The sequence below is a fragment of the Amycolatopsis sp. NPDC051061 genome (assembly GCF_040682935.1).
GTDB lineage: Bacteria > Actinomycetota > Actinomycetes > Mycobacteriales > Pseudonocardiaceae > Amycolatopsis.
On the sequence record NZ_JBFBBZ010000005.1, the window covers coordinates 255,991 to 280,165 of the forward strand.

The 24,175-nt window shown below is 71.1% G+C and carries 24 protein-coding genes; 18 read left to right on the forward strand and 6 right to left on the reverse strand.

All coding sequences use genetic code 11. The features are described from left to right. Nucleotides 1–130: 130 nt before the first annotated feature. Entirely contained in the window at nucleotides 131–1,177 is a 1,047-nt protein-coding gene (locus AB0N03_RS09370) for a cyclase family protein (protein ID WP_364367868.1), read from the reverse strand. Nucleotides 1,178–1,400: 223 nt separating this feature from the next. On the opposite strand from AB0N03_RS09370, the gene AB0N03_RS09375 reads away from it, so the two are divergent. Both AB0N03_RS09375 and AB0N03_RS09380 read left to right on the forward strand, forming a co-directional pair. Beyond that, complete coding sequence (locus AB0N03_RS09375; RefSeq protein WP_364367871.1) at nucleotides 1,401–1,799, forward strand: nuclear transport factor 2 family protein; 399 nt, start codon at nucleotides 1,401–1,403, stop codon at nucleotides 1,797–1,799. Nucleotides 1,800–1,809: 10 nt separating this feature from the next. Beyond that, nucleotides 1,810–2,208, forward strand: coding sequence for a nuclear transport factor 2 family protein (locus AB0N03_RS09380; protein ID WP_364367874.1), 399 nt, complete (start codon nucleotides 1,810–1,812; stop codon nucleotides 2,206–2,208). Between the two features lie 45 nt (nucleotides 2,209–2,253). Here the strand turns inward: AB0N03_RS09380 and AB0N03_RS09385 are convergent, their stop codons facing one another. Next, entirely contained in the window at nucleotides 2,254–3,885 is a 1,632-nt protein-coding gene (locus AB0N03_RS09385) for an NAD(P)/FAD-dependent oxidoreductase (protein WP_364367876.1), read from the reverse strand. Nucleotides 3,886–4,065: 180 nt separating this feature from the next. On the opposite strand from AB0N03_RS09385, the gene AB0N03_RS09390 reads away from it, so the two are divergent. From AB0N03_RS09390 to AB0N03_RS09415, 6 genes are all read left to right on the forward strand, one after another. Beyond that, entirely contained in the window at nucleotides 4,066–4,470 is a 405-nt protein-coding gene (locus AB0N03_RS09390; protein ID WP_364367879.1) for a carboxymuconolactone decarboxylase family protein, read from the forward strand. A gap of 99 nt (nucleotides 4,471–4,569) precedes the next feature. Then, on the forward strand, nucleotides 4,570–5,310 hold the full coding sequence (locus AB0N03_RS09395; RefSeq protein ID WP_364367882.1) for an SDR family NAD(P)-dependent oxidoreductase: 741 nt from the start codon (nucleotides 4,570–4,572) through the stop codon (nucleotides 5,308–5,310). 100 nt (nucleotides 5,311–5,410) lie between these two features. Continuing rightward, nucleotides 5,411–6,586, forward strand: a complete 1,176-nt coding sequence (locus AB0N03_RS09400) for an FAD-dependent oxidoreductase (protein WP_364367885.1) — start codon at nucleotides 5,411–5,413, stop codon at nucleotides 6,584–6,586. Nucleotides 6,587–6,603: 17 nt separating this feature from the next. Next, nucleotides 6,604–6,798, forward strand: coding sequence for a ferredoxin (locus AB0N03_RS09405; RefSeq protein WP_364367888.1), 195 nt, complete (start codon nucleotides 6,604–6,606; stop codon nucleotides 6,796–6,798). A 32-nt stretch (nucleotides 6,799–6,830) separates the two neighbouring features. Further along, nucleotides 6,831–8,051, forward strand: a complete 1,221-nt coding sequence (locus tag AB0N03_RS09410; RefSeq protein WP_364367891.1) for a cytochrome P450 — start codon at nucleotides 6,831–6,833, stop codon at nucleotides 8,049–8,051. 180 nt (nucleotides 8,052–8,231) lie between these two features. After that, nucleotides 8,232–9,863: a CocE/NonD family hydrolase gene (locus AB0N03_RS09415; protein ID WP_364367894.1), complete on the forward strand. Its 1,632-nt coding sequence runs from the start codon at nucleotides 8,232–8,234 to the stop codon at nucleotides 9,861–9,863. On the opposite strand, the gene AB0N03_RS09420 is transcribed toward AB0N03_RS09415, so the two are convergent. Then, a complete protein-coding gene (locus tag AB0N03_RS09420) occupies nucleotides 9,844–11,322 on the reverse strand; it encodes an aldehyde dehydrogenase family protein (RefSeq protein ID WP_364367897.1) in 1,479 nt (492 codons plus the stop codon). The two genes, AB0N03_RS09415 and AB0N03_RS09420, sit on opposite strands and share 20 nt — an antisense overlap. A gap of 188 nt (nucleotides 11,323–11,510) precedes the next feature. On the opposite strand from AB0N03_RS09420, the gene AB0N03_RS09425 reads away from it, so the two are divergent. From AB0N03_RS09425 to AB0N03_RS09435, 3 genes are read left to right on the forward strand one after another with little or no spacing between them, the layout of a single operon-like run. After that, nucleotides 11,511–12,785 carry an amidohydrolase family protein gene (locus AB0N03_RS09425; protein WP_364367900.1) on the forward strand — a complete coding sequence of 425 codons (1,275 nt, stop codon included), beginning with the start codon at nucleotides 11,511–11,513 and terminating at the stop codon, nucleotides 12,783–12,785. A 57-nt stretch (nucleotides 12,786–12,842) separates the two neighbouring features. Further along, entirely contained in the window at nucleotides 12,843–13,679 is an 837-nt protein-coding gene (gene folP / locus AB0N03_RS09430; protein WP_364368118.1) for a dihydropteroate synthase, read from the forward strand. After that, a complete protein-coding gene (locus AB0N03_RS09435) occupies nucleotides 13,676–14,347 on the forward strand; it encodes a hypothetical protein (RefSeq protein WP_364367903.1) in 672 nt (223 codons plus the stop codon). The genes folP and AB0N03_RS09435 overlap by 4 nt, the downstream gene beginning before the upstream one ends. On the opposite strand, the gene AB0N03_RS09440 is transcribed toward AB0N03_RS09435, so the two are convergent. Continuing rightward, nucleotides 14,290–15,378: an enoyl-CoA hydratase/isomerase family protein gene (locus AB0N03_RS09440; RefSeq protein ID WP_364367905.1), complete on the reverse strand. Its 1,089-nt coding sequence runs from the start codon at nucleotides 15,376–15,378 to the stop codon at nucleotides 14,290–14,292. The genes AB0N03_RS09435 and AB0N03_RS09440 overlap by 58 nt on opposite strands. A 27-nt stretch (nucleotides 15,379–15,405) precedes the next feature. Between AB0N03_RS09440 and AB0N03_RS09445 the strand changes: the two genes are divergently transcribed. Both AB0N03_RS09445 and AB0N03_RS09450 read left to right on the forward strand, forming a co-directional pair. Further along, nucleotides 15,406–16,572: a CoA transferase gene (locus AB0N03_RS09445; protein WP_364367908.1), complete on the forward strand. Its 1,167-nt coding sequence runs from the start codon at nucleotides 15,406–15,408 to the stop codon at nucleotides 16,570–16,572. Then, a complete protein-coding gene (locus AB0N03_RS09450) occupies nucleotides 16,569–17,978 on the forward strand; it encodes an amidohydrolase family protein (protein WP_364367911.1) in 1,410 nt (469 codons plus the stop codon). The genes AB0N03_RS09445 and AB0N03_RS09450 overlap by 4 nt, the downstream gene beginning before the upstream one ends. Here the strand turns inward: AB0N03_RS09450 and AB0N03_RS09455 are convergent. Continuing rightward, nucleotides 17,927–18,922: an LLM class flavin-dependent oxidoreductase gene (locus AB0N03_RS09455; RefSeq protein WP_364367914.1), complete on the reverse strand. Its 996-nt coding sequence runs from the start codon at nucleotides 18,920–18,922 to the stop codon at nucleotides 17,927–17,929. The genes AB0N03_RS09450 and AB0N03_RS09455 overlap by 52 nt on opposite strands. 41 nt (nucleotides 18,923–18,963) lie before the next feature. After that, nucleotides 18,964–19,731 (reverse strand): enoyl-CoA hydratase/isomerase family protein, encoded by a 768-nt coding sequence (locus tag AB0N03_RS09460; protein ID WP_364367917.1) that lies wholly within the window; start codon nucleotides 19,729–19,731, stop codon nucleotides 18,964–18,966. A gap of 46 nt (nucleotides 19,732–19,777) precedes the next feature. On the opposite strand from AB0N03_RS09460, the gene AB0N03_RS09465 reads away from it, so the two are divergent. The 5 genes from AB0N03_RS09465 (at nucleotide 19,778) to AB0N03_RS09485 (ending at nucleotide 24,161) form a co-directional block, all read left to right on the forward strand. After that, complete coding sequence (locus tag AB0N03_RS09465; RefSeq protein WP_364367920.1) at nucleotides 19,778–20,950, forward strand: thiolase family protein; 1,173 nt, start codon at nucleotides 19,778–19,780, stop codon at nucleotides 20,948–20,950. Then, complete coding sequence (locus AB0N03_RS09470) at nucleotides 20,947–21,726, forward strand: enoyl-CoA hydratase-related protein (RefSeq protein WP_364367923.1); 780 nt, start codon at nucleotides 20,947–20,949, stop codon at nucleotides 21,724–21,726. The genes AB0N03_RS09465 and AB0N03_RS09470 overlap by 4 nt, the downstream gene beginning before the upstream one ends. Nucleotides 21,727–21,757: 31 nt before the next feature. After that, complete coding sequence (locus AB0N03_RS09475; RefSeq protein WP_364367926.1) at nucleotides 21,758–22,255, forward strand: DoxX family protein; 498 nt, start codon at nucleotides 21,758–21,760, stop codon at nucleotides 22,253–22,255. Nucleotides 22,256–22,351: 96 nt separating this feature from the next. Then, complete coding sequence (locus tag AB0N03_RS09480) at nucleotides 22,352–22,663, forward strand: hypothetical protein (RefSeq protein WP_364367929.1); 312 nt, start codon at nucleotides 22,352–22,354, stop codon at nucleotides 22,661–22,663. Nucleotides 22,664–22,667: 4 nt separating this feature from the next. After that, complete coding sequence (locus AB0N03_RS09485; protein WP_364367932.1) at nucleotides 22,668–24,161, forward strand: fatty acid--CoA ligase family protein; 1,494 nt, start codon at nucleotides 22,668–22,670, stop codon at nucleotides 24,159–24,161. Nucleotides 24,162–24,175 lie beyond the last annotated feature (14 nt).

A 24,175-nucleotide genomic window follows, 5' to 3' on the forward strand; every position in this document is an offset into this window, starting at 1 on the left:
GTCGTGTTGGTGTTGGGTGGGGTTTTGGGGTGGTTGTTTTTCACCCCCCCATCTCCAGCCGTCACCGCCGCGCCCCCCCCCCCCGGGGGGGGGGGGGGCCCCCCCCCCCCCCCCCCCCGGCTGTGCCGCCTCAGACGGTGGCGACCGGCGTCAGCGGACTGCCCTGGACACCGGGCAGCCGCAGCGGGGGAGCGGTCAGCAGGAAGCGGCTGCGCTGGTGCTCCCGCAGCCACGCCGCGAGGTCGTGCAGGTACCACAGCTCGCCGAGGGGGACACCGAGCTTGAAGAGGCAGAGGTTGTGGATCGGGAGCAGCGTGTGCCGCTCCGGGTTCTGGTCGGGCACCAGGCCCTCGACCGCGTAGTTGTCCGCGACCAGCGCCGAGATCTGCGAATCGGCGATCCAGTCCAGCAGCGCCGGGTCGTGCGCGTCGAGGTAGGACGCCGTGGCGTGGATCGCCACCGGGTCCGGGTTCTTTTCCCAGGCGAGGATCTGGGTGGCGAAGCCGGTGTGCAGCAGGAGGATGTCACCGGGCTCGACGACGACCTTGTCGGCCGCCATGATCTCCTGCAGCGTCTTCAGGTTCACCGGCTGCCAGTTCGTGCCGAGGTGGTGGGCCAGGTCGACGAGCACGCCCCGGCCCTGGACCCCGTGCGCCGCCATGTGTTCGAGACCGAGGTGACGCGCGAAGCTGAGGCTGCCGCTGCCGTCCCCCTTGGCGTCCTCCTGCGGCCCGACGATGTCGACGCCGGGGCGGTAGCCGTTGTAGTAGACCGGTTCGTCGACCCCGTCGCCGTCGGCGTCGAACTCGGCGCCCTGGTGGGCGAGGGCGTCCCACTGCGTCGAGTACTGGAGCCAGAGGGTCACCATGTCGTCGGACCACACGTCCGTGAGGACGGGCGCGATCGAGTCGCGGGCGACGACGTTGTAGAAGACGTCCTGCTTGTGCTCGAGGTCCTCGGTGGGCCGGGTGATCGGCGGGTACCGCCGCTGGTTCAGGGCCGTCCCGCCGGGGTAGTCCAGCGGCAGGCTCAGGCTGAAGGCGATCCCGTGCTCGACCTCGCGAACGCCTTCGAGAATCTTCTGCGGGGTGAGCAGGTTGATGCGGCCGAGCTCGTCGTCCTCGCCCCAGTCGCCCCAGGTCGATCCCGGCGGACGCTGCTTCCAACGCTTCGTCACGGTAACTCCTCCTTGGCGGGCGGTCCTCGATGACGGCCGCACCGGCATGCTACGAACTGTGTACTGATCGGTCAACGAAACACTGCGCGACGGGTTGCCCGGGAGTGTTCTCGTCGCCTACCCTGGTGTCTCAATAATCGACCGATCGGTCTAAACAAACTCTACACTCACCACGGGGTGTTGCGAAGCCGACCGCAGGACCCCCTTCGACTTCGGAGAGACCATGAGCGAAGCCACACAGGCGTGGGTCGCGGTGGGCGTGCGCGCCGTGCTCGGAGCGCACACCCAGGCGCAGGACGCCGGACGCACCGACGACGTCGTCGCCCTCTACACGCCGGACGGGGTGCTCGAGCTGCCGGGCGCCGATCCGATCGAAGGTCATGACGCGCTCCGGGAAGCGTTCAAGGGCTGGGCGCCGACGCAGCCGCAGCTGCACCTCGTGACCAACACCGTGCTCACCTCGTGGACCGACGAAGAAGTGACGGCGGTGAGCGACGTGGCCTTCCTCCAGCGCGGCGAAGCGGGCTGGGCGGTCCAGGTCGTGGGGCGCTACGACGACGCGTTGCGGCGGCACAGCGGTGAGTGGCGGCTGCAGCGCCGCAAGACCACCTACCAGGTTTAGGAGAGATCGGATGAGCACCATCACCGAAGAGTCGGTCGCGGCGGGCGTGCAGGCCGCCATCGCCGCCTACGCGCACGCGCTGGACGCCGGCCGGACCGACGAGATCGTCGAGCTCTTCTGGCCGGACGGCGTCGCCGAAATCGCCGGAATGGGGGTCTTCGAAGGGCACGACGCGATCCGCGAGGGCTACTCCGCCTTCGTCCCGGCGCAGCCGCAGCTGCACCTCGTGGCCAACACGGTCCTCACCTCGTGGACCGAATACGAAGCGACGGCGATCAGCAACCTGGCGTTCTTCCAGCGTGGTGAGGCGGGCTGGGCGGTCCAGCTGGTCGGGCGCTACGACGACACGCTGCACCGGCGCAAGAACGTGTGGAAGTTCCAGCGGCGGGTCACGACCTTCCTGCCTTAGAACCTCGCCCGGCCGGATGGGCTCAGCGCCCATCCGGCCGGGTGGTCACGCGGCGTCTTCGGAGATCTTCGCGAAGCTGAACGCCGCGTAGCCGTTCTCGGCGACCTCGGCGATCATCTGCTGGAGCGTCCAGCGTCCGGTCGGGTTCAGCAGCTGCCGGACCGGCTTGCCGGGGATGTTGGCCCCGTAGAAGTAGCTGCTCTTCAGGAACGACGACCGGGAGTCGTTGTCGTTCATCATGTCCGTCCACTGCTGTTCGGCCGCGGCGGTCACCTCGACCACGTCGTGGCCGTGGTCGCGGGTGTGGACGAGTGCGTCGACGACGAAGTCCACTTGGTCGCCGGAGTAGCGCGGGTTGTTGCCCAGTGCGCCGTGCGGGCCGCCGGGGAAGAAGAAGTTCGGGAAGCCGGCGGCCACGATCCCGAGGAAGGTGCGCGGGCCGTCCGCCCAGTGGTCCTCGAGCGCGAGCCCGTCCCGGCCGCGGACGCCCAGGCGGTTGAGGGCGCCGGTGCCGAAGTCGTAACCGGTCGCCCAGATGATGATGTCGAAGTCCTGGGCGCCTTCGGCCGTCTCGATCCCCGTTTCGGTGACCCGGACGATCGGGGTGTCCTTCAGGGAGACGAGCGAGACAGTCGGCTTGTTGTACGCCTCGTAGTAGCCGGTCCCGAACGGGGGCCGCCGGCCGGCGTAGTGGTCGGCCGGGATCAGCTTCTCGGCCGTCTCGGGATCGGCGACGATGCCGCGGATCTTCCGCTTCATGAACTCGCACCACTCGGCGTTCACGGCGGGGTCGGTCAGCATGTCGATGTAGTTCTCGGTCAGCTTCGTGAAGCCGGGCCCGTTCCACATCTTCTCGTAGAATTCCTGGCGCTGCTCGGCGGAGTCCTCGTCGGCCTTGCGCATGTTGATCGTGTGCAGGAAGCCGCTCGGCGACGTGTTCAGGGTGTCGCGGATCCGCTCGTAGTCCGCCTTGAGCTGCGCCTGCTCTTCGGGCGGGAGGGGGCCGTTGTTGAGCGGGGTGCACCAGTCGGGGGAGCGCTGGAAGATCGTCAGCGAGGCCACCTCGTCGGCGAGGGCGGGGACGAGCTGCACGCCGCTGGACCCGGTGCCGACGAGGGCGACGCGCTTGCCGGCGAAGTCGACGGGTGTCTTCGGCCAGAGCCCGGTGTGGTGCTGTTCGCCGCGGAAGTCCTCGCGGCCGGGGACGTCCGGGATGTGTGGCACCGAGAGGATGCCGGTCGCCGCGACGAGGTAGCGCGCCCGGAACCCGGCGCCGTCACTCGTCCGAACGGTCCAGACCCCGGCCGCCTCGTCCCAGACGGCGGAGACCACCTTGGCGCCGAACCGGATGTCGCGGCGCAGGTCGAACCGGTCCACGACGTGGTTGAAGTAGCGCTCGATCTCGGGCTGGCCGGCGAACCGCTCGGACCACTCCCACTCTTCCCACAGCTCCTTCGAGAACAGGTAGCCGTAGGTGTAGCTCTCCGAGTCGAAGCGTGCCTCGGGGTAGCGGTTCCAGAACCAGGTGCCGCCCACCCCGTCGCCCGCTTCGAGCAGTTTCACCGAGAACCCGGCTTCGCGGGCCCGGTACAGCTGGTAGATCCCGGTGACACCGCCTCCTACGACCAGAACGTCGACCTGATCGGCTGTGCCCGGCATCTTCGACGGTTCGCTCATCGGCCCTCCTGTTGATATTTTCGACCGGTCGGTCGAATATATAGCCGTCAGGGTAGGTGAGGCGGCGGGTCAGTTCAACGAAGGGTTTCAGGCAAGTTGCGACGAAGCGTTGATTCTACCGACCGACTGTTCTAATTTTGCCTACGACCAGTACGCGACCGGATGCGACAGGAGTCATGCATGACGACCGAGGACGCCGAGGGAACCGCTGTCGCCGAGCCCGACCTCCGGGCCGTGGGGCTCGAAACCATGCGCCAGGTGCTGCCTGGCGTGTTCCCCGACGGGGACATCGACCTACGCGACGGCCTGCTCGGCGAGGACCTCGTGGAGATCGGGCTGACCAGTGTCTGGGCGGCGTTGTGGGCCCGTGAAGGACTCGGTCGCCGTGACCGCAGCCTGCTCACGCTGGGCATCCTGATCGCGCTCGGCGCCGAGTCGGAACTGCGGACCCACTTCCGGATCGCGGTGACGAACGGGCTGACGAAGGACGAGCTCGCCGAGGTCATCTACCACGCCAGTGGCTATGCCGGCTTCCCCCGGGCCACCGCGGCCCGCACCGCGGCTCGCGAAGCCTTGGCCGAATAGCGAGCCGCCTCGCGGCCGGGCGGTGAGCCGGGTCGCGAGGCGGCCGCACGACGACGTCGCGACGTTCAAAACCACGACGCCGAAACACAAGGAGCGAACATGTCACTCGAAGGAAAGGTCGCGGTCGTCACCGGTGGCGGCCGCGGGATCGGTGAAGCGATCGCCACCGTGCTCGCGGCCCAGGGGGCCGCCGTCGCGGTTTGGGACCTGGACGGCGCGGGGGCCGAGAAGACCGTCGCCGGGATCCGCGAAGCGGGCGGCACGGCGATCGCGGTGGCGGGAGATGCGGCCGAAGCCACCGCGGTGACCGCGGCGGCGACCCGGACCCGCGACGAGCTCGGCCCCGTCTCGATCCTGGTCAACAACGCCGGCATCACCGCCTACGAGCCGTTCACGAGCATCACCGAGGCATCGTGGGACCGGCTGATCGGAGTCAACCTCCGGGGTCCGTTCCTGGTCACGCGCGAGCTGGTGCCCGACATGCTCGCGGCGGGCTGGGGACGAATCGTCAACATCTCCTCGTCGTCCGCGCAGACCGGGGCGCCCGCCATGGCCCACTACGCGGCGTCCAAAGGCGGGGTCATCGGTCTCACGAAGGCGCTCGCCATGGAGTACGCCGACAAGGGGATCACGGTCAACAACGTGCCTCCCGGGTTCATCGACACGCCCCTGATCCGCGAAGGCCCCATCGACGTCGAGGCGGCCGCGGCCACAATGCCGATGAAGCGGGCCGGCCGGCCGGAGGACATCGCCTACGCGGTTGCGTACCTCGTCTCCGAGGAGGCCGGCTACGTGACCGGCCAGACCCTCAGCGTGAACGGCGGGCGCTACCTCGTCTGAGAGACCCGCGTTTGATTGTTTCGACCGGGTGGTCTACTTTTCGTGACGGCGTGTTCCACCGGCTGCTGGAGGAGTCAGGGATGAGTTTGCGGGCGTTCGCATGACGGCCCCGGCCCGGGTACTGGTGGTGGGCGCGTCCGCGTCCGGATTGTCCACAGTGGAATCTCTGCGGCGCAAGGGGTACGCGGGCGAGGTCGTCGTGCTCGGCGGTGAGCCGCACGCACCGTACGACCGGCCGCCGCTGTCCAAGCAGGTGCTCTCGGGTGCGTGGGAGCCGACGCGGACCGCGTTGCGGACGCAGGAGGCGATGTCCGCGCTGGAAGCGGACATCGTGCTCGGTGACCCGGCGGTCGCGCTGGATCCGGTGACGCAGACGGTGTGGACCGCGTCCGGTCGTGAGGTGCAGGCCGACGCGATCGTCATCGCCACGGGTCTGCGGCCGCGAACCTTGCCCGAGCAGGAGGGCCTTACCGGTGTGCATGTGCTGCGCACTCTCGACGACGCGCTGGTGCTGCGGCGGGCTCTGTCGGCGGGCGCACGGGTCGTGGTCGTCGGCGAAGGCGTTCTCGGGGCCGAGATCACAGCGACCGTGCGGATGCTCGGCCTGGACGTGACCATGACCGGCCCGCAGCCGGCGCCGATGGCGCTCCAGGTGGGCCCGCTGGTGTCGGCGGCCCTGGCGGAGCTGCACCACGAACGCGGGGTGCGGCTCCGGCTGGGCGACGGCGTCGTGGGGCTGGCTGCCGAAGGCACGCGGGTCACCGGCGTGCGGCTGGGCGCGGGCGAGGTGCTGCCCGCCGACGTGGTGGTCGTCGCGATCGGCGCGTCCCCGGCGACGGAATGGCTGGCCGGCAGCGGCCTGCGCCTCGACAACGGCGTCGTGTGCGATTCCCGCTGCCGCGCGGCGGAGGGGGTCTACGCGGTCGGCGACGTGGCCCGGTGGCACCACGAGGGGCTCGGGCGGCTGGTCCGCCTGGAAAACCGGACGAACGTCACGATGCAGGCCGCGGCGGTCGCCGGGGTGATCCTCGGTGCGGACGAGCCGTACGTGCCGGTGCCGTACTTCTGGACCGACCAGTTCGACGCGAAGCTCCAGGTGCACGGCTTTCTGCCGGTTGATGCCGACGTCGAGGTCGTCGAGGGGGACGTTTCGGCCCGCCGGTTCGTCGCGCGGTATCGCAGCGGCGGTGTGATCACCGGCGTCCTCGGCTGGAACATGCCGAAGCAGGCGCGCCTGCGTAGCGCGGAGATCGTCGACGCACCCGCCCTTCTTTGAACGAGCAGGAGACAGCCATGAAGATCGTCGTCGACGAGGAGAAGTGCGTTGCGGCCGGGCAGTGCGTGGTCGCCGCGATGGATGTGTTCGACCAGCGTGATGAGGACGGCATCGTCGTGCTGCTGAACGAGAACCCACCACCGCGGCTGGCCGGCGACGTCCGCCAGGCGGCGGCGGTGTGCCCGGCCCTGGCGATCAGCATCGAGGACTGACCGCGTTCCCACCCGAGTTCGGAGGAAAGACGATGGCCGAGACAGAAACCGCCGAAACGCGGGTTCCCGAGTACCCGGGGGTCAGGGACGGCCAGTGCCCGTTCGCGCCGCCGGCCGAGCTGCTGGAACAGGGGAAACCGCTGTTCCAGGCGCGGATCTGGGACGGCAGCACGCCGTGGATCGTCACCGGCCACGCCGCGCAGCGCGAGATCCTGTCGGACCCCCGGGTGAGCGTGAACGAGAAGCTGCCCGGCTTCCCGTACCCGACCCAGGCGATGGCCGAGACGGTCGACCACCGGCCGTTGACGATCTTCAACGCCGACGGCGCCGACCACGTGCGGATCCGGCGGATGATGACGGCCCCGTTCACCCGCAACCGGATGGAGAAGCTGCGGCCCGCCATCCAGGAGTTCACCGACGAGCTGATCGACCGGATGCTGGCCGGACCGAACCCGGCGGACCTGACGACGGCGCTGTCGTTGCCGCTGCCGTCGCTGATGATCTGCGAGCTGCTCGGCGTGCCGTACGCCGACCACGGCTTCTTCCAGGAGCACGCCACGGTGGCCGTCAAGCGCGACGCCACCGCCGAGGAAAGCCTCGCGGGCATGCAGGCACTGGGCGGCTACCTGACGCAGCTCCTCCAGACCAAGATGGCCGAGCCGGGCAACGACGTGCTGTCGGACTTCGCGGCGCGCGTGAAGGCGGGCGAGCTGGAGCTGCCCGACGCGACGCTGCTCGCCATGGTGCTGCTGATCGCCGGGCACGAAACCAGCGCGAACATGATCACGCTGGGCACCGCCGCGCTGCTGGAGAACCCGGACCAGCTGGAGCTCCTGCGGACCACGGAGGACCCGGCGGTCGTCGCGAACGCGGTCGAGGAGCTGCTGCGCTACCTGACCATCCCGCACCTCGGGCAACGGCGGATCGCGCTGGAGGACATCGAGATCGCGGGCGAAACCATCCGGGCGGGGGACGGCATCATCGTCTCGCTGCCGGCGGGCAACTGGGATCCGGAGGCGTTCCCCGAGCCGGAACGGCTCGACCTGACCCGCGCGGCGCGGCACCACCACGCGTTCGCCTGGGGCGCCCACCAGTGCCTCGGTCAGCAGCTCGCGCGCATCGAGCTGCAGGTCGTCTACAGCACGCTCTACCGGCGTGTGCCGACCCTGCGGCTCGCGGTCGACCGCGACGAGCTCGAGTTCAAGGGTGATTCGCTCGCCTACGGCGTGTACGAGCTGCCGGTGACCTGGTAACGCCGTGTGCGTCCGGATCCGGTTCGGAACGAGCGCGCCCCCGCCGCCGACGACTGGGGGACCACCCCCGACGAGGACGGCCGAGGCGGCCCACCCGATCAGCGTGGCTCCCGGCCTCGGCCGGGCGCAGGGTGGACGGACCGGGGCCGTGCTCGAACCGCACCTCCGAGGTGATCGCCGGTGAATCCGACCAGTCACCTTCTCCAGCGCGCGCTGCGGCTGGATCCGCCGCTGACGCGGGACCTGGTCGTGCAGCGCGATCTTCGCGTCCCCATGCCCGACGGCGCCGTGCTCCTGGCGGACCGGTGGGCACCCCGGGCCGGGGGTGACGGACTGCCGGTCGCGATACTGCGCAGCCCGTACGGCCGGGGCGGCCTGTGGGGGGCGGGCATGGCCAGGCCGCTGGCTGAGCGGGGGTTCCAGGTGCTGATGCAGAGCGTCCGGGGCACCTTCGGTGCAGGTGGCGTCTTCGAGCCGTTCAGGCGCGAGCGTGACGACGGCTTGGCGACGTTGGCGTGGGTGGTGGAGCAGGCGTGGTTCGGTGGCTCCATCGTGCTGGCCGGGGCAAGCTACCTCGGGTACGCGCAATGGGCGGTGGCCGACCGCCTGCCGCCAGAGGTCAAGGCGATGGTCCCGCTGCTCACGGAGTCGGCGCTGACGCTGGAGTTCCTGCGCAAGGACGGGCTTTCGCTGGAGACGCCCTTCCAGTGGGGTGTCATGACCGCTCTCCAGGAGCGCCGCGGCGCGCTGCTGCGGAGCCTCTTCACCCAGGGCAGGCGAAGGCGCCGGGCCCTGCTGACGCTGCCGTTGGGGCAGGCGGACGTCGTGGCCGCGGGGCGGCGCCTCGACTACGTCCAGGACCTGCTGACCCACGACCGGGATGCCGGGCGCTGGGCCGGGATCGACCACCGGGACGGGGTCGCCGACGTGACCGTGCCGGTCAGCTCGCTCGCCGGCTGGTACGACATCTTCCTGCCCGGTCAGCCCGAAGACTTCAAGATCCTGCAGGCGGCGGGGCGTCCGGCGCGACTGACAGTCGGGCCCTGGACACACCTCGCCGCCGACGGCACGCCGCTGCGGGAGATGCTCGAGTTCGGGCTCGCCCACGCGCGTGGCGAGCAACCTCCGGAGCGGGCGCCGGTACGCCTGTACGTGATGGGCGAGGAAGCCTGGCGGGACTTCGACCATTGGCCGCCGCGCGGCTACCCGGCCCGGCGTTTCCACCTCCGGCCCGGCGGAGCGCTGTCCACCGACGTCCCCGGGGACTCGTCGCCCGACCGGTACCGCTACGACCCGGCGGACCCCACTCCCGCGGTCGGGGGTGTGCGCATGGTCCGCGACAGCGGCCGGGTCGACAACGCCGGGCTGGAAGCGCGGCCGGACGTGCTGACCTACACCACGGAGGTGCTCGACGAGGACGTCGAGGTGATCGGTGAGGTCGCCGCGGAGATCTGGTTCCGCTCGAGCCTGGCCTGGGCGGACGTCTTCGTCCGGCTGTGCGACGTCGATCCCCGCGGGCGCTCGCACAACGTGTGCGACGGACTGGTCAGCCTGACCGGCGCCGACGAGCTGACCCGCGCCGAGGTCCGGCTGTGGGCCACCGCGCACCGCTTCGAGCGCGGGCACCGCATCCGGGTCCAGGTCTCCAGCGGCGCGTTCCCGCGGTACGCCCGCAACACCGGCACGGGTGACCCGCACGGCACCGCGAGCACGCTGCGTGCCGCCGACCAGGAGGCGTTCCACGATCCGGCCCACCCGTCGGCGATCATCCTGCCGGTGCGCGAGACGGGTCTCAGCGGGCAGCCAAGCTGATGCTCTTGGTCTGCAGGTACTCGTCGAGCCCGAACTCGCCCCATTCCCGGCCGAGTCCGCTCTGCTTGTACCCGCCGAACGCCATCCGCGGGTTCACCCCACCACCGCCGCCGTTGATCGAGACGCTGCCGGTGCGGATCCGGGTCGCGATCTCGTAGGCCGAGGCGGTGTCGGCGCTCCAGACCGCACCCGACAGGCCGTAGGGGCTGTCGTTCGCGATCCGGACCGCCTCGTCGTCGGTGCGGAACGGGATGACGACGCCGACCGGGCCGAAGAACTCCGTCTGCGCGATCGTCATCGAGTTGTCGACCCCGGTGAAGAGCGCCGGCTCCAGGAAGTAGCCCTTGTCGAGCCCGGCCGGACGGCCACCACGGCTGACGAGCTGTGCCCCTTCCTCTTCGCCGGTGCGGATGAGCTTCTCGACCTTGTCTCGCTGGGCCGCGCTGATCAGCGGGCCCATTGTGGTGGATTCGCGGGCGGGATCGCCGACGGTGACCCGGGCCAGGTCCGCGCGAATCCGCTCGACCAGCTCGTCGTGGAGGGACTCGTGGACGATCGTGCGCGTCAGCAGCGAGCAGCCCTGGCCGGCGTGCACCGTGATGCCCGCCAGAGCGGACCGGACAGCGCCGTCGAGGTCGGCGTCGGCGCGGACGATGCTCGCGGACTTCCCGCCGAGCTCGAGGACGACCTTCTTCATCGACCCCGCGGCCTGTGTGTAGACCATGCGCCCGACGGCGTCCGATCCGGTGAAGCTGACGAGATCCACCATCGGGTTCGTCGTCAGTTCGTGCCCGGCTTCGGCGTCACCGGTCACGACATTCAGTACCCCTGGTGGCAAGCCGGCGGCGTCGGCGAAGTCTCCGATCAGCAAGGATTCCAGTGGCGTGGCGGGCGCTGGTTTCAGGACCGCTGTGCAGCCCGAGGCCAGCGCCGGGATCAGCTTCATCATGCTGAGGAAGAAGGGGAAGTTGTAGGCGGGGATCAGCGCGCACACACCGAAAGCCTCGCGTCGCAGCTGTCCCTGCGAGATGCCGGCCCCGGGCGTGATCGTGGGGTCCACGGGGCGTTCCCAGGCGAAAGCGGGGATCACCCGCTCGGCCATGTCTCGCAGATGTGCCACCGGGACGCTGGTCTGGATGCTTTCCGCCACCCAGCGGACCGATCCCGCTTCGGCCATGTTGACGGCGACGAGCTCGGGGAGACGACGTTCCATGTCCGCTGCCATGCGCAGCAGGACCGCGGCACGTTCGGCGGGCTTCATCCGTGGCCAAGGGCCTTCGTCGAAGGCCCTTCGCGCCGCGGTGATCGCTCGGCGCACATCGGCGAGCGAGGCCTGGGGGACGTCCGCGATCGTCTCCTCCGTCGCCGGGTTGCGCACGGCGACGCGCACGTCCGAACTGCCTTCGGTCCAGCGTCCGTCGATGTAGAGCCGCGAAGAGAACGAGTACGCCGTCGTCATGCTTTCAGTATACTCATTTGCGACTGCTGTGGCTGTGTTTCTCCTGTTGCAGCCCGGAGATCGTTGCCGAACCGAACATTGGATGCACTGAAAGGGCGTTGACCCGACCGGTCGGTACAGCTAAATTCTCTAGTCAGCCAGGTACCGGTTCTGGAGCGGACGTCGAGGTTCGAAGAGAGGTACGGCCTGTGTTCAAGGAATTCGTCGTGTCGGGCGACTCGCACATCATCGAGCCGGTCGACCTGTTCAAGGCCCGGCTGCCCAAACACCTCCGGGAACGCGCCCTCTGGGAAGAGGAGTTCACCCTCGACGAGCCGATCGTCGAGGGCGGGCACACGGAGTTCAAGAAGCTGCACACGATCGGGTTCGACGGCTGGACGATCTCCAAGTACCGGCAGATCGGCGGGGAGACCCCGGACGGGGAGCCGGACCACATCATCCGGGACATGGACTTCGACGGGGTCGACGCCTCGGTGATGTTCCCGAACCTGTCGCTGTTCGTCCTGTTCACCGACGACCACGAGCTGTCGATGGCGCACTGTCGCGTGTGGAACGACTACCTGGTCGAGCGGTACCTCCCGTACGAGCAGCGGCTGCGCCCGACCGCGGCGATCCCGCTCACCGACATCCCCGAAGCGGTCGCCGAGATCGAGCGGATCAAACGCGCGGGGCTGGGCGCCATCCTGCTGCCGGAGATCCCGCCGCTGCCGTACTGGTCGCGCGAGTACGACCCGGTGTGGGCCGCCGCGCAGGCGAACGGGTTGCCGGTCTTCTTCCACGTCGCCACCGGCGGGGTGCACGTCAAGGAGCAGGTGTCCGAGACGGCGACCACGGTCAAGGGCCTGATGACGGCGATGAACATGGGCAAGGGCCAGCTGACCGACGACATGGTGTCGGGCCGGACGATGGGCGGCGGGAACACCGCGTCGGCCAGCCCGCAGGGCATCATCGCCGCCCTCGTCGGCGGCGGGGTCTGCGAACGGTTCCCCGACCTGCACTTCAACCTGACCGAGTTCGGCGCCGGCTGGCTGGTGTCGTACATGGGCATGATGGAGAAGTCCTGGCGGACCGGCATCGGCCAGGACCCGGACTGGTGGCTCGGCTTCTGGGACGACAGCCGCCCCGCGAACGACCAGCCCGCCATGGGACGGCTGTTCGCCATCAACGACAAGTGGCCCTACCCGCTCAAGCCGACCGAGTACGTCCAGCGGCAGATCCACGTGCAGTTCGCCGACGACCCGACCGCCGTCAAGGCCCGCCACATCACCGGGCTGTCGACGATCACGTGGGGCAACGACTACCCGCACGCGGAGGGCACCTTCCGCAGCAGCGCCGACTGCGTCGCCTTCAACTTCGAAGGGGTCTCCGACGAGGACCGCGCGGCCATCCTCGGCGGCACGCTGGCCGACGTCGCGCACTTCGACAAGAGCAAGAAGCTGGCCAAGGCCGCCGAAACCGTCTGAGAAGGCACCCGAATGCGAGTCCGCAGGCCCCCGGAGATCCGGTTCCGGGGGCGGGCGATGCGCCGGGACCGGGCGCTGATCATGGCGATCGTGAACCGCACCCCGGACTCCTTCTACGATCGCGGTGCGACCTTCGGCCGGGACCAGGCCCTCGCGGCGGTCGAACGAGCCGTCGCGGACGGCGCGGACATCGTCGACATCGGCGGAGTCAAGGCCGGGCCGGGCGCCACGGTCGACGTGCCGGAGGAGATCCGCCGGGTGATCCCGTTCGTCGCCGAGATCCGCGACCGGTTCCCGGACCTGGCCATCAGCGTCGACACCTGGCGCCACGAGGTCGGCCGGCTCGCCTGCGAAGCCGGCGCGGACCTGCTCAACGACACCTGGGCGGGCGCGGATCCGAAACTCGCCGACGTAGCCGCCGAATTCGGTGCCGGGTACGTCTGCACCCACACCGGTGGCGCCGTCCCGCGGACGCGCCCGCACCGAAGCGCCTTCGCCGACGTGGTCGCCGACGTCGTCGACGAGGTCACCGGCCGGGCCGACGCGCTCGTCCGTGCGGGCGTGCCCGCGGCCGGGATCCTGATCGACCCGACACACGACTTCGGCAAGAACACCTGGCACTCGCTGGAGCTGACCCGCCGGTTCGCGCAGCTGACCGAGTCCGGGTGGCCGGTGCTCGCGTCGCTGTCGAACAAGGACTTCGTCGGCGAGGCACTGGACGCGGCGGTACCGGATCGGGTCGCCGGCAGCCTCGCGGTGACCGCGGTCTGCGCCTGGGAAGGCGCCGCCGTGTTCCGGGCGCACAACATCGCCGAAACGCGCGACGTGCTCGACATGGTCGCGGTCGTGAGCGGCCGGAAGGCACCGGCCAGAGCCGTCCGGGGGCTCGCGTGATCGTCCGCGCTGTCACCTGCCCGCACCCGCCACTGCTGTTGCCCGGCGTCACCGGCGGACCGGTCCCGGAGGTCGAGGAGTTGCGTACGGCGTGCCGGGCGGCGGTCGAGGACCTGGCCGGTGCGGACGTCGTCGTGGCCGTCGGAGGTGCGCCGAGTACCCGGGTCTGGCCGGTGGAAGCCTTGTCGCCGCGACACTTATTCGCGCCGGGAACCGAGCCGCTACCCCCGGGTGAGGTGCTGCCGCTCAGTCTCGCCGTGGCGAGGGAACTGCTCGGGGCCGTGCCGGTCGAACTCCACGGCGTGGACGCGGCACTGCCGGTCGAGGACTGCCGCGGCTACGGGAGACGGCTGGCCGTACGACCCGAACGGATCGGGCTGCTGATCATGGCCGACGGCAGCGCGCGCCGCGGGCCGAAAGCGCCGGGCTACGAAGACCCGCGGGCGCTGGACCTGGACGGGGTACTCGAGGATGCCCTGCGCGCCGGCGATCCCGAACCGTTCCTCAAGCTCGAGCCGGAACTGGCGGACGACCTGCTCGTCGGCGGCCGGGCGGCGTGGCAGGTTCTCTCCGGAGCGTGGGAAGGCCGGGCAACGCGGGCGAAGTGCCACTACAGCGCGGACCCGTTCGGCGTCTGGTACCCGGTCTTCACCTGGACGCCGGCCTGAGGATCCAGCTCGTCCACGAGACCCCAGGCCAGCGCGGTCGCCGCGTCGAGCGGCTCGCCGGTCAACGCCAGGAGCAGCGTGCGCCAGCGCCCGATCCGGCGCGGGATGCTCACCGTGCCCCCGGCGCCCGGGAGAAGACCCATGCCGATCTCGGGCAGCCGGAAGGTGGCCGCGGGATGAGCGATCACCCGCCCGGCGAACGCGGGCAGCTCGATCCCCGCGCCGACGCAGCTGCCGTGCACACGCGCCTCGACGCGTCCGGCGAGCCGGTGCAGCGGCAGGGCCGCACCGGCCCGGGTGCGCACGAAGTGGGCGGTCGCGAGGTCGGGGGCGGTGCCGAACTCGGCGAGGTCGCCGCCCGCGCAGAAGGACGGTCCCGCCCCATCGAGCAGGATCCGCTCCACGGTGTCGTCCAGTTCGGCGATGCGCAGCGCGTCGACGAGGGCGTCGCGGAGCTGACGGCCGAAGGCGTTGCGGCGCTCGGGACGGTTCAGCGTGAGGTGCAGGACGTTTCCGGTCCGGGCGACGAGCACCGGGTCGGCCGCCGCGGGAGGCAGCGCTCGCGGACCGCGTCGCGCGAGCCAGGCTTTGAACTCGGCCCCGCCGAGCAAAGTCGAGTACGCCAGGGACTCGGCGTCCAGCGCGGCCGGGCCGGAGAGGTTCCCGGCGGTGCGCAGCACCTGCGCGAGCACGAGGGTGGCCTGCGGATTCGCCTCGGCCGCTTCACACAGGCCCGTGGCGGTGGTCTCGGGATCGTCGGTGGCGGCGAACATCCGGCCGGAGCCGGCGAGCGTCGCCGGGCCGAAGGTGAGGTCGAGCGCCGCCGCCAGGTTCCGGTGTCCCGCGTCGAGTCTGTCCGCGGTGGTGATCCCGACGAGCACCCGATCCGATCGGACGGGACCGTCTGCGACGGGCGTGTCGAGGTCGACGACGAGCAGGGGATCGACGATGCGGCCGCGGTCGTCGAGCAACGGTGCCCGGGCGGCACCGGCGAGTTCGGCGCAGGACAACGCGCGACGAGGACCGTCCACAACGGAATGCAGCGTAACATCGTTGCGGTGTCGAGCGAACCCTTCGCGGACTGGGTGCACAGCGGCGTGGTGCCGCTGACCGGCCCGGCGGCGGTACCACCGCTGGCGCCGCCCGGGCGCGCGGCGACGGTCGCGCGGGCGGTCGCCGCCCGGTGTTCGCTGCCGGTCGACGGGGCCCTGCTGCTGTCCGAGCGTGCTGCGTTCACCGGCCGCGGCCGCCGCGGCCCGGTTTCGGTGGGCGGCAGTTGCCGGATCCTGCCGACGGCCGACGGCTGGGCGGCCGTTTCGTGTGCTCGCCCGGACGATCCACTGTTGCTCGGCGCCTTGGTCGAGGCCAGGCTGCCCGCCGATCCGTGGCCCGCGGTGGCGCGGTGGCTGCTGGCGCACTCCGGGGACGACCTCGTCACCCGCGCCACCCTGCTCGGTGTCGCGGCCGGCCCGATCCGGCCACCGGACCAGCCTCCGCGGCTGCCCCGGCCCGGCCGCGTTCGCTCGGTCGAAGGGTTGCTGGTGGTGGACTTCAGCGCGTTGTGGGCGGGACCGCTGTGCGCGCACCTGCTCGGGCTCCTGGGGGCTGACGTCGTCAAGGTGGAGACGCCTCAGCGTCCGGACGGCGCGCGTGGCGGCAATGCGGAGTTCTACCGCCTGCTGCACGCGGGCCACCGGTCGGTGGTGCTCGACCCGGACACCACCGGCGGACGCCGGGCGCTGGCTGCCCTCGTCGACGCGGCGGACATCGTCATCGAGGCATCTCGCCCGCGTGCGCTGGTGAGGTTCGGCCTCGACGCCGAAGCCGCCGCCCGCGGTGGCACGATCTGGATGTCCCTCACCGCGTACGGCAGACGTTCGGACCGCATCGGCTTCGGCGACGACGTCGCCGCGGCGAACGGTCTGGTCGCCTTCGGCGAGAACGGCACGCCGTACTTCTGCGGCGACGCCATAGCGGACCCGCTCACCGGGCTGGTCGCGACCGAGCTGGCCCTTTCCGCCCCGGAGAACGGCCGCGGCGCGCTGTTCGACCTGGCGATGGCCGACGTCGTGGCGTCGACTCTCGATGCCGATTCGCAGAGTGGTCCCCTACCTGCTGGGGTGCCGATTGCCTTGCCGCGTCGCCGGAGCGTCACCGGAACGGCGGCGGAGAGTGGCGCGCACACCGGGGAAGTCCTTCGCGAACTGGGCATCCCGCTCCCGTGACCGGCTTCTTGGTGCGCGACGCCGAACTCGACGGCATCCGGCGTGCGGACGTCCGGATCGACGGCGCCGTGGTCACCGAAATCGCCCCGGCACTGGATCGGCGGCCGGGGGAGGCCGTGCTCGAGGCGCGGGGCGGGGCACTGCTGCCCGGCCTCTGCGACCACCACCTGCACCTGCACGCCCTGGCTGCCCACGCCCGCTCGGTGCCGTGCGGGCCGCCCGAGGTGACCACGGTCGCCGCGCTCGGTACCGCGCTTTCCGGTGCGCGTGCCGACGAGCACGGCTGGATCCGCGGGGTCGGCTACCACGAATCCGTGGTGGGGCTTCTCGACGCGGAAATCCTCGACCGCCTGTACGCCGCGAGTCCGGTGCGGATCCAACATCGGAGCGGCGCGCTGTGGGTGGTCAACGGCGTCGCCGCCGCGGCACTCGGACTCGCCGCCGGTGACCACCCCGGGATCGAACGAGATACCGGCGGACGCCCTACCGGCCGGCTCTGGCGCGCGGACGACTGGCTGCGCGGTCGCTTGCCCCGGTCCCGTCCGCCGGATCTCTCGGAGACCGGCGAGAGGCTGGCCCGCCTCGGCATCACGGCCGTCACGGAAGCGACCCCCGACCTCGACCCGGTGGCGATCGACGCGCTCACCGCGGGCGCGCTGCCCCAGCGCGTGCTGGTGCTCGGGGCACCCCTCGGAGACGGGCGCGTCGCCGGCCCGTACAAGATCGTCCTCGCCGACTCGGGGCTACCGGATTTCGACGCGCTGATCGATCGGATCCGCGCCGCTCATGGCGAAAACCGGGCGGTGGCGGTGCACTGCGTGACCCGCGAGGCGCTCGTGCTCCTGCTCGCCGCACTCGAGGAAACCGGCACCCGGCCCGGTGACCGGATCGAGCACGCGGCCTTGGTCCCGGCGGAACTGCTGCCCCGGATCGCCGAACTGGGTCTGCGGATCGTCACGCAGCCGGCGTTCCTCGCCGACCGCGGCGACGACTACTTGCGTGATCTCCCGGCCGCCGACCACCCCGACCTCTACCGCTTGCGATCCCTCGTCGAGGCCGGCATCCGGTGCACCTCGTCGAGTGACGCTCCCTACGGGCCGCTGGATCCCTGGGCCGTTCTCCGTGCTGCGGCGGAGCGCAGGACCGCGTCCGGCCGGATCGTCGGCGCGGCGGAGCGGATCGGCGTGCGCAAGGCGCTCGCAGGCTACCTCAGCGCTCCGGACGACCCCGGCGGCCCGCCCCGCCGCATCCGCCGGGGGGTGGTCGCGGACCTGCTCCTGCTGCACGGCCCGCTGGCCGAGGCACTGCGGCACCCGTCGGCGGATCTCGTGCGCGAGACCCTGATCGGCGGGGTTCAGACCTCGGCCGGCACGCTCCCGAGCAACCCGAGGGCGGACCGGGCGTAGGCGGCGCGGCGCTTGTGGCCCACCAGGAAGCTCGGGGGAGCGAAGTAGCCGACGTCGCGGGGGAGTGCGCCGACGCGGCGGCCGAGCATGTCCTTCGCATTGGTGGTCGTCCCGCAGACCGCGATCTCGGTGAGCATCTCGTCGGTGACGGCGGCGGCCATTCCGTCCGTGTCGCCGGTCCGGAACGCCTCGCGCAGCCGGGTGACCGGAACCTCCCAGCCGTGGTGGGCCACGAACGGGTCGTACGTCTTCACTGTCAGGTAAAAGGCGATCATGCGCCGGGCGTCGGCGATCGCGCGTTCGGGGGCGGCGTCGTCGACGGCCGTGATGATCCAGCCGTGCTCGGAGCGGGGCCCGGCTGCCGCCCCCTTCGTCACCGCCGGCCGCACGACGTCGGTCCACCAGGAGCGGGTGAACAGCCCGTGCCCGATCACGCCGTCGGCGACCCGGCCCGCCGTCACGGCCATGCGCTTGTTGAACGCCGCCAGCAGGACCGGGACCTCGAGGCGGCCGAGCACCGGGGCGCGGACGTCGGCGTCGATCGAGTGGAACTCGCCGGAGTAGCGGACCGTCTCGCCGTTCTCGGCGTGCAGCCAAGCGCGGACCGCTTCGACCGTCTCGGCGACCCGCTCGACCGGCCGGTCCGCGGGGACGCCGAACCAGTCACGGTTGATCCGGAACGCCGCCGTGCCCAGCCCGAGGAACAGCCGGCCCGGCGCCTTCGCGTGCAGCTGGCGCATCGCGGTGGCGTGGGCGTACGGGGTCCGGGCGAACGCGTACGCGATGGCCGGGCCGACCAGCGCCCGCTCGGTGTTCGCGACGATCTCCGCGAGCGTGGTGTACGCGTCGTGGTCGGCGAAGTCTCCTGTGCAGAACGCGCTGACGCCCGCTTGCTCGGCCTCGCGCGCCACGTCGACGCCGGGCCACGGCATGCCGAACCGCATTCAACCTCCCGATAAAAAGGACACTCTATTGCCGGACTACGTTAGCGCAGCGTCCACTTCGCCCGGGGTACCGCGGCGCGGTCCACCTCGGCCTTCCCGATCGGATTGCCGAGCTGGGTGTAGGACAGTCCGGTGCGCAGTGCCTGGGTGCGGGTGGCGTCGAGCGACTCCCAGATCGCGCGGACGGTGCCCTGGATCGCGGCGGGTGGCTTCGCGGCGATGACGCGGGCGATCTCGTCGGCGCGGCCCCACAGCTCCGCACGCGGCAGCACCTCGCTGACCAGGCCGATCTGCAGGGCGCGCTCGGGAGACAGGCGCTCGTCGAGGCCGAGCAGCGCGATGCGCAGGGCTTCGCCGAGCGGGATGCGCCGGGCGAGGCCGATCGGCTCGAGGGCCGCGGTGAGCCCGTAGCTGACGTGCGGGTCGAAGAACGTGGCGTCGTCGGAGCAGATGACGATGTCGGCTTCGTTGAGCCAGTAGAACGCGCCGCCGGCGGCCATCCCGTGCACCGCGCAGACCAGGGGTTTCCACACCTGGTTGAGCTTGGGTGACAACTGCTCACCGGGATCGCCCTGGCTCCACACGTTGGGGTGGCGGTCGATGCCCTCCTTGACATCCATGCCGGTGCTGAACGCGCGCTCGCCCGCGGCGCGCAGCACCACGACGTGGATGTCGTCGTCGGCTTTGACTTTCCGCCAGATGAAGGCGAAGTCGTCGAGCATCTGCTGGTTGAAGCTGTTCATGGCCTCGGGCCGGTTCAGGGTGATCGTCGCGACGTGATCGATCACGTCGAACAGAGCGGTTTCCATGGGCACCTCTCTTTCCGCCGGTGCCAGAATAGAGTATAACGAATTTATGACCGACGCTGTCCTGCTGTCAGCCTGCCGCACCGCCATCGGCACCGCTCGCAAGGGCGCGCTGCGCGAGGTGAGCGCGTTCGATCTCGCCACGACCGTCGTCCGCGAAGCCGCGCAACGCTCGGGTCTGCCACCGGAAGCCTTCGACGACGTCGTGCTCGGCGAGTCCATGGCCGGGGGCGGGGACATCGCCCGTTACGCGGCACTGGAAGCCGGGCTGACCCACGTCCCCGGCCTGGCGCAGAACCGGCACTGCGCGTCCGGGCTGGCGAGCGTCGCGACCGCCGCGGCGAGCGTCCGGGCGGGAATGGACCGCGCGGTGATCGGCGGCGGCACTCATTCGTCGTCCACAGCGCCGGTGTCGCGGTGGCGGATCCCGGGCACCGACGAGTGGGTCGACCCCTGGGGCTCTCCGTCGCACGTGGCGACTCCCGATGCGCCCAACCGGGACATGTCGATCCTCGTCGGCTGGAACACCGCCTGGCTGGCCCGTATCTCCCGCGCGGAGATGGACGCCTGGGCGCTGCGCTCGCACGAGCGCGCGATCCGGGCCATCGACGAAGGGCGGTTCTCCGAGGAGATCGTCGCGGTCAAGGTCACCGATTCCGGCGGTGCGGTGTCGGTCTTCGACGTGGACGAACACCCGCGGCGGGGCACCAGCCTGCAGAAGCTGGCGGCGTTGAAGGTGCTGCACCCCGAGATCGAAGGTTTCTCCATCACCGCGGGCAATTCCAGCGGGGTGAACGACGGTGCGGCGGCGGTCGTCGTCGCCGATGCCGCGCTCGCGGCCGAACACGGCCTCACCCCGCTCGCGACGGTCCGCTCGTGGGCCAGCGTCGGCGTCGACCCGGTGGAGACCGGCCTCGCCCCGATCGCCGCCATCCGCAAGGCTCTCGGCCGTGCCGGGATCGAGGTCGGTGAGGTCGACCTGTTCGAGGTCAACGAAGCGTTCGCGTCGGTTGCCGTGGCCACCACTCGCGAGCTGGGGCTCGACCCGGAGCGGGTCAACCCGTTCGGCAGCGGCTGCAGCCTCGGGCACCCCATCGCCACGACCGGGGCGCGGATGGTCACCACGCTCGCCCACGAACTGCGCCGCCGCGGCGGCGGGACGGCGGTCGCGGCGATGTGCGCCGGGGGCGGCATGGGCTCCGCGCTCGTCCTGACGGCGTGATCGAGGATCCGAGCGTCGAGGGGCTCGGCTTCCGCTCGGAGGACGAGGTGCTTTGGCTGACCCTGGACCGCCCGGAGGCGCGAAACGCCTTGACGATCGCGATGCGGCGCGGTCTGATCACGGCGATCCGCGCGGCGGACGCCGACCCCGGGACGCGGCTGATCGTGCTCACCGGCACCGATCCGGCCTTCTCCGCGGGCGTCGACCTCAAGGAGTCGCTCGGCGACGGCGGCGGCTCGCCGCGTGGCGCCCGGACCGACCCGGCGGAGGTGGTGCGGGCGGCTCGCACGCCGGTGCTCGGGGTGATCAACGGCTGGTGCTACACAGGAGCGCTGGAGCTCGCGCTGTCGTGCGCCTTCCTCATCGCTTCGGACCGCGCGCGGTTCGCCGATACGCACGCCGCGGTGGGCCTGGAGGCGGGCTGGGGGATGAGCGCGTTGCTGCCCCGGGCGGTCGGCGTGCGGCTGGCGCGGCAGATGATGCTGACCGGTGAGCCCATCGACGCCGAGCAAGCGTTGCGCGCCGGGCTGGTCAACGAGGTCGTGCCCCACGAGGGGCTGGCGGAGCGGGTCCGTCAGGTCGTGGCCGCGATCCTCGCCGCCGCACCGGAAGCCGCCGGCGCCACGCTGAAACTGCTCGCCGACGGCGAGGGCGTGCCCCTGGCGCACGCACTCGCCCTGGAGGCGACGGCGAAGCTGCGCCGCCGGATCGACCTGGCGGAGGTGGCTCGCCGGTTCGCGGCCCGCACTGTCCACGACGTGAACACAAAGGACTGACGCACTCCGGTGCGCGGCGAACGGAGGACCGATGAGAGGCACAGACGTCGCGCGGTGGGTGCTGCGCGCGGTGATCGGCGGCACGATGATCGCGCACGGGGTGCGCCACGCCCGGACGCTCGACGGGACGGCCGGCTGGTTCTCCTCCATCGGGTTCCGGGAGCCCCGGCTGCAGGCGGTGGCCAGCGCGGTCGTCGAGGTCGGGGCGGGTGCCGCCCTGGTCGCCGGCGCGGCGACCCCGCTGGCGGCGTCGGCGGTCGTCGGGACGATGGGCGTCGCCGCGCGCACCGTGCACCTGCCCAACGGGTTCTTCGTGCTGAACGAGGGGTACGAGTTCGTGCTCAACCTCGGAGCGGCGTCCGTGGCACTGGCCGCACTCGGGCCGGGCCGGTTCAGCGTCGACCGGGCGCTCGGGCTGGACGGCCGGCTGAGCGGTGCCCAGCGGGCCGCGCTCGCGGCCGGGCTGGGGCTCGCCGCGGCGGCCGCGCAGCTCGCGGTCTTCTGGCGGCGCCCGGACGACTCAAATTAAGTGCACTGAAATGCTTGTCTGAAGCCATCCAGGCGCTTCATAATGCTGATATCTAGCTTAATCGGATACTCTTCTTAGATACGCGGAGGACGCTGCATGAAGCCGCGCGTGGGACAGACGCTCGCCAGCACGGTGGACGCGGCGACGGTGATCGTGGTCCGCTGCCCGGACGACGATCTGGACATCACCTGCGGCGGCGCGACCATGGTCGACCCACGCGGCCCGGAGGCGGGGACCACCGGCACCGCCGATCCGGCCCAGCAGGGCGGTGCGCAGCTCGGCAAGCGTTATGCCGCCGACGAATACGGCTTGGAGCTGCTCTGCACGAAGGCGGGGCCCGGCACGCTGGCGGTGAACGGCGTTCCGCTGCCGATCAAGGGCGCCAAGCCACTGCCGGCTTCGGACTGAGCCGATGAACATCGCGACGCTGCTGGACATGGCGGCCGACGGGTTCGGCGATCGGGTCGTGGCCGGACGCGTGAAAGACGGCGTGACGGCCGCGAGGTTGCGCGAGCTGTCCGTGGGCGCGGCGCGAAAGGTCCGCGCTGCCGGGGCCGATGCGCTCGTCTACCTGGCGGTCAACGGGCCGGCCTTCCCGCTCGCGCTCTTCGCCGCCGCCCGCGCCGGGGTACCGCTGGTGCCGGTGAACTACCGGCTGGGCGGCGAACAGCTGGATGCGTTGCTGGCCAAGCATCCCCGCGCGCTGGGCATCGCCGATCCGGCGCAGGCCGGGGCGCTGGGCCGCGCCGGGTTGCCGGTGTGGAGCCCGGCCGGCTGGCTGGCCGCTGCCGAAAGCGAAGCCGGCGAGGCGGACGAGACCGGGCCCGAACCGGACGCCCCCGCGGTGGTGATCTACACGAGCGGAACGACGTCGGCCCCGAAAGGTGTGGTCCTGCGCCACCACAACCTCGTCTCGTACGTGCTCGGCACCGTCGAGTTCGCCGGAGCCGGCGCCGATGAGGCCGCCTTGATGAGCGTGCCGCCCTACCACATCGCCGCCGTTTCGAACGTCTTGACGAACCTGTACGCGGGGCGGCGGGTGCTTACCCTCGAGCAGTTCACCCCGGGCGGCTGGCTCGACCTGGTGCGGGAGCAGCGCGTCACGAACGCGATGGTGGTGCCGACCATGCTCGCCCGCATCCTGGACACGGAGGAACTGGACCGCTCGGTGCCTTCGCTGCGGGCACTCGCCTACGGCGGGGCCAAGATGCCGGTGCGGGTGATCGAGACCGCGCTGAAGGAATGGCCGCACGTGGACTTCGTAAACGCCTACGGCCTGACCGAAACCTCGTCCACCATCTCGGTCTTGGGTCCGGACGAACACCGCGCGGCCGTCGCGAGCGATGATCCCGCGGTACGGGCGCGGCTCGGCTCCGCCGGACGGCCCGTGCCGTCGATCGAGCTGGAAGTCCGCGACGAGACCGGTGCGGTCGTCGCGCCGGGGGAGCCCGGGCAGATCTGGGTGCGCGGCGATCAGGTTTCGGGTGAGTACGCGGGGCAGGGGACCGCGGTCGACGAACGGGGCTTCTTCCCCACTCGCGACCAGGGCCGCTTCGACGCCGGCGGCTACCTCTACGTCGAGGGCCGGATCGACGACACCATCATCCGCGGCGCGGAGAACATCGCGCCCGCGGAGATCGAAGACGTCCTGCTGCGGCACCCGGACGTGCTCGACGCCGTCGTCGTCGGCGTCCCGGACGAGGAGTGGGGCCAGCGGATCGAAGCCGTGGTCGTGCCCCGCGCCGGGACGAACCTCGACCTCGAAGGACTGCGCGCGACGATCCGCGCCACCCTGCGCGGATCGAAGACGCCGGAGCGGATCGTCTGCTGGCCCGAGCTGCCCCGGACCTCGACCGGCAAGCTCGTGCGCCGCGACATCGTGGCCGGACTGGCCGCCGGCGCCTGACCGCGACGCGTCAG

Excerpts from the sequence above, each read along its gene's own strand:
- AB0N03_RS09480 (WP_364367929.1), top strand. The coding sequence starts at position 22,352 with ATGAAGCCGCGCGTGGGACAGACGCTCGCCAGCACGGTGGACGCGGCG.
- AB0N03_RS09380 (WP_364367874.1), top strand. The coding sequence starts at position 1,810 with ATGAGCACCATCACCGAAGAGTCGGTCGCGGCGGGCGTGCAGGCCGCC.
- AB0N03_RS09405 (WP_364367888.1), top strand. The coding sequence starts at position 6,604 with ATGAAGATCGTCGTCGACGAGGAGAAGTGCGTTGCGGCCGGGCAGTGC.
- folP (WP_364368118.1), top strand. The coding sequence starts at position 12,843 with ATGCGCCGGGACCGGGCGCTGATCATGGCGATCGTGAACCGCACCCCG.
- AB0N03_RS09390 (WP_364367879.1), top strand. The coding sequence starts at position 4,066 with ATGACGACCGAGGACGCCGAGGGAACCGCTGTCGCCGAGCCCGACCTC.
- AB0N03_RS09420 (WP_364367897.1), bottom strand. The coding sequence starts at position 11,322 with ATGACGACGGCGTACTCGTTCTCTTCGCGGCTCTACATCGACGGACGC.
- AB0N03_RS09475 (WP_364367926.1), top strand. The coding sequence starts at position 21,758 with ATGAGAGGCACAGACGTCGCGCGGTGGGTGCTGCGCGCGGTGATCGGC.
- AB0N03_RS09465 (WP_364367920.1), top strand. The coding sequence starts at position 19,778 with ATGACCGACGCTGTCCTGCTGTCAGCCTGCCGCACCGCCATCGGCACC.
- AB0N03_RS09410 (WP_364367891.1), top strand. The coding sequence starts at position 6,831 with ATGGCCGAGACAGAAACCGCCGAAACGCGGGTTCCCGAGTACCCGGGG.
- AB0N03_RS09395 (WP_364367882.1), top strand. The coding sequence starts at position 4,570 with ATGTCACTCGAAGGAAAGGTCGCGGTCGTCACCGGTGGCGGCCGCGGG.
- AB0N03_RS09460 (WP_364367917.1), bottom strand. The coding sequence starts at position 19,731 with ATGGAAACCGCTCTGTTCGACGTGATCGATCACGTCGCGACGATCACC.
- AB0N03_RS09455 (WP_364367914.1), bottom strand. The coding sequence starts at position 18,922 with ATGCGGTTCGGCATGCCGTGGCCCGGCGTCGACGTGGCGCGCGAGGCC.
- AB0N03_RS09400 (WP_364367885.1), top strand. The coding sequence starts at position 5,411 with ATGACGGCCCCGGCCCGGGTACTGGTGGTGGGCGCGTCCGCGTCCGGA.
- AB0N03_RS09485 (WP_364367932.1), top strand. The coding sequence starts at position 22,668 with ATGAACATCGCGACGCTGCTGGACATGGCGGCCGACGGGTTCGGCGAT.
- AB0N03_RS09375 (WP_364367871.1), top strand. The coding sequence starts at position 1,401 with ATGAGCGAAGCCACACAGGCGTGGGTCGCGGTGGGCGTGCGCGCCGTG.
- AB0N03_RS09385 (WP_364367876.1), bottom strand. The coding sequence starts at position 3,885 with ATGAGCGAACCGTCGAAGATGCCGGGCACAGCCGATCAGGTCGACGTT.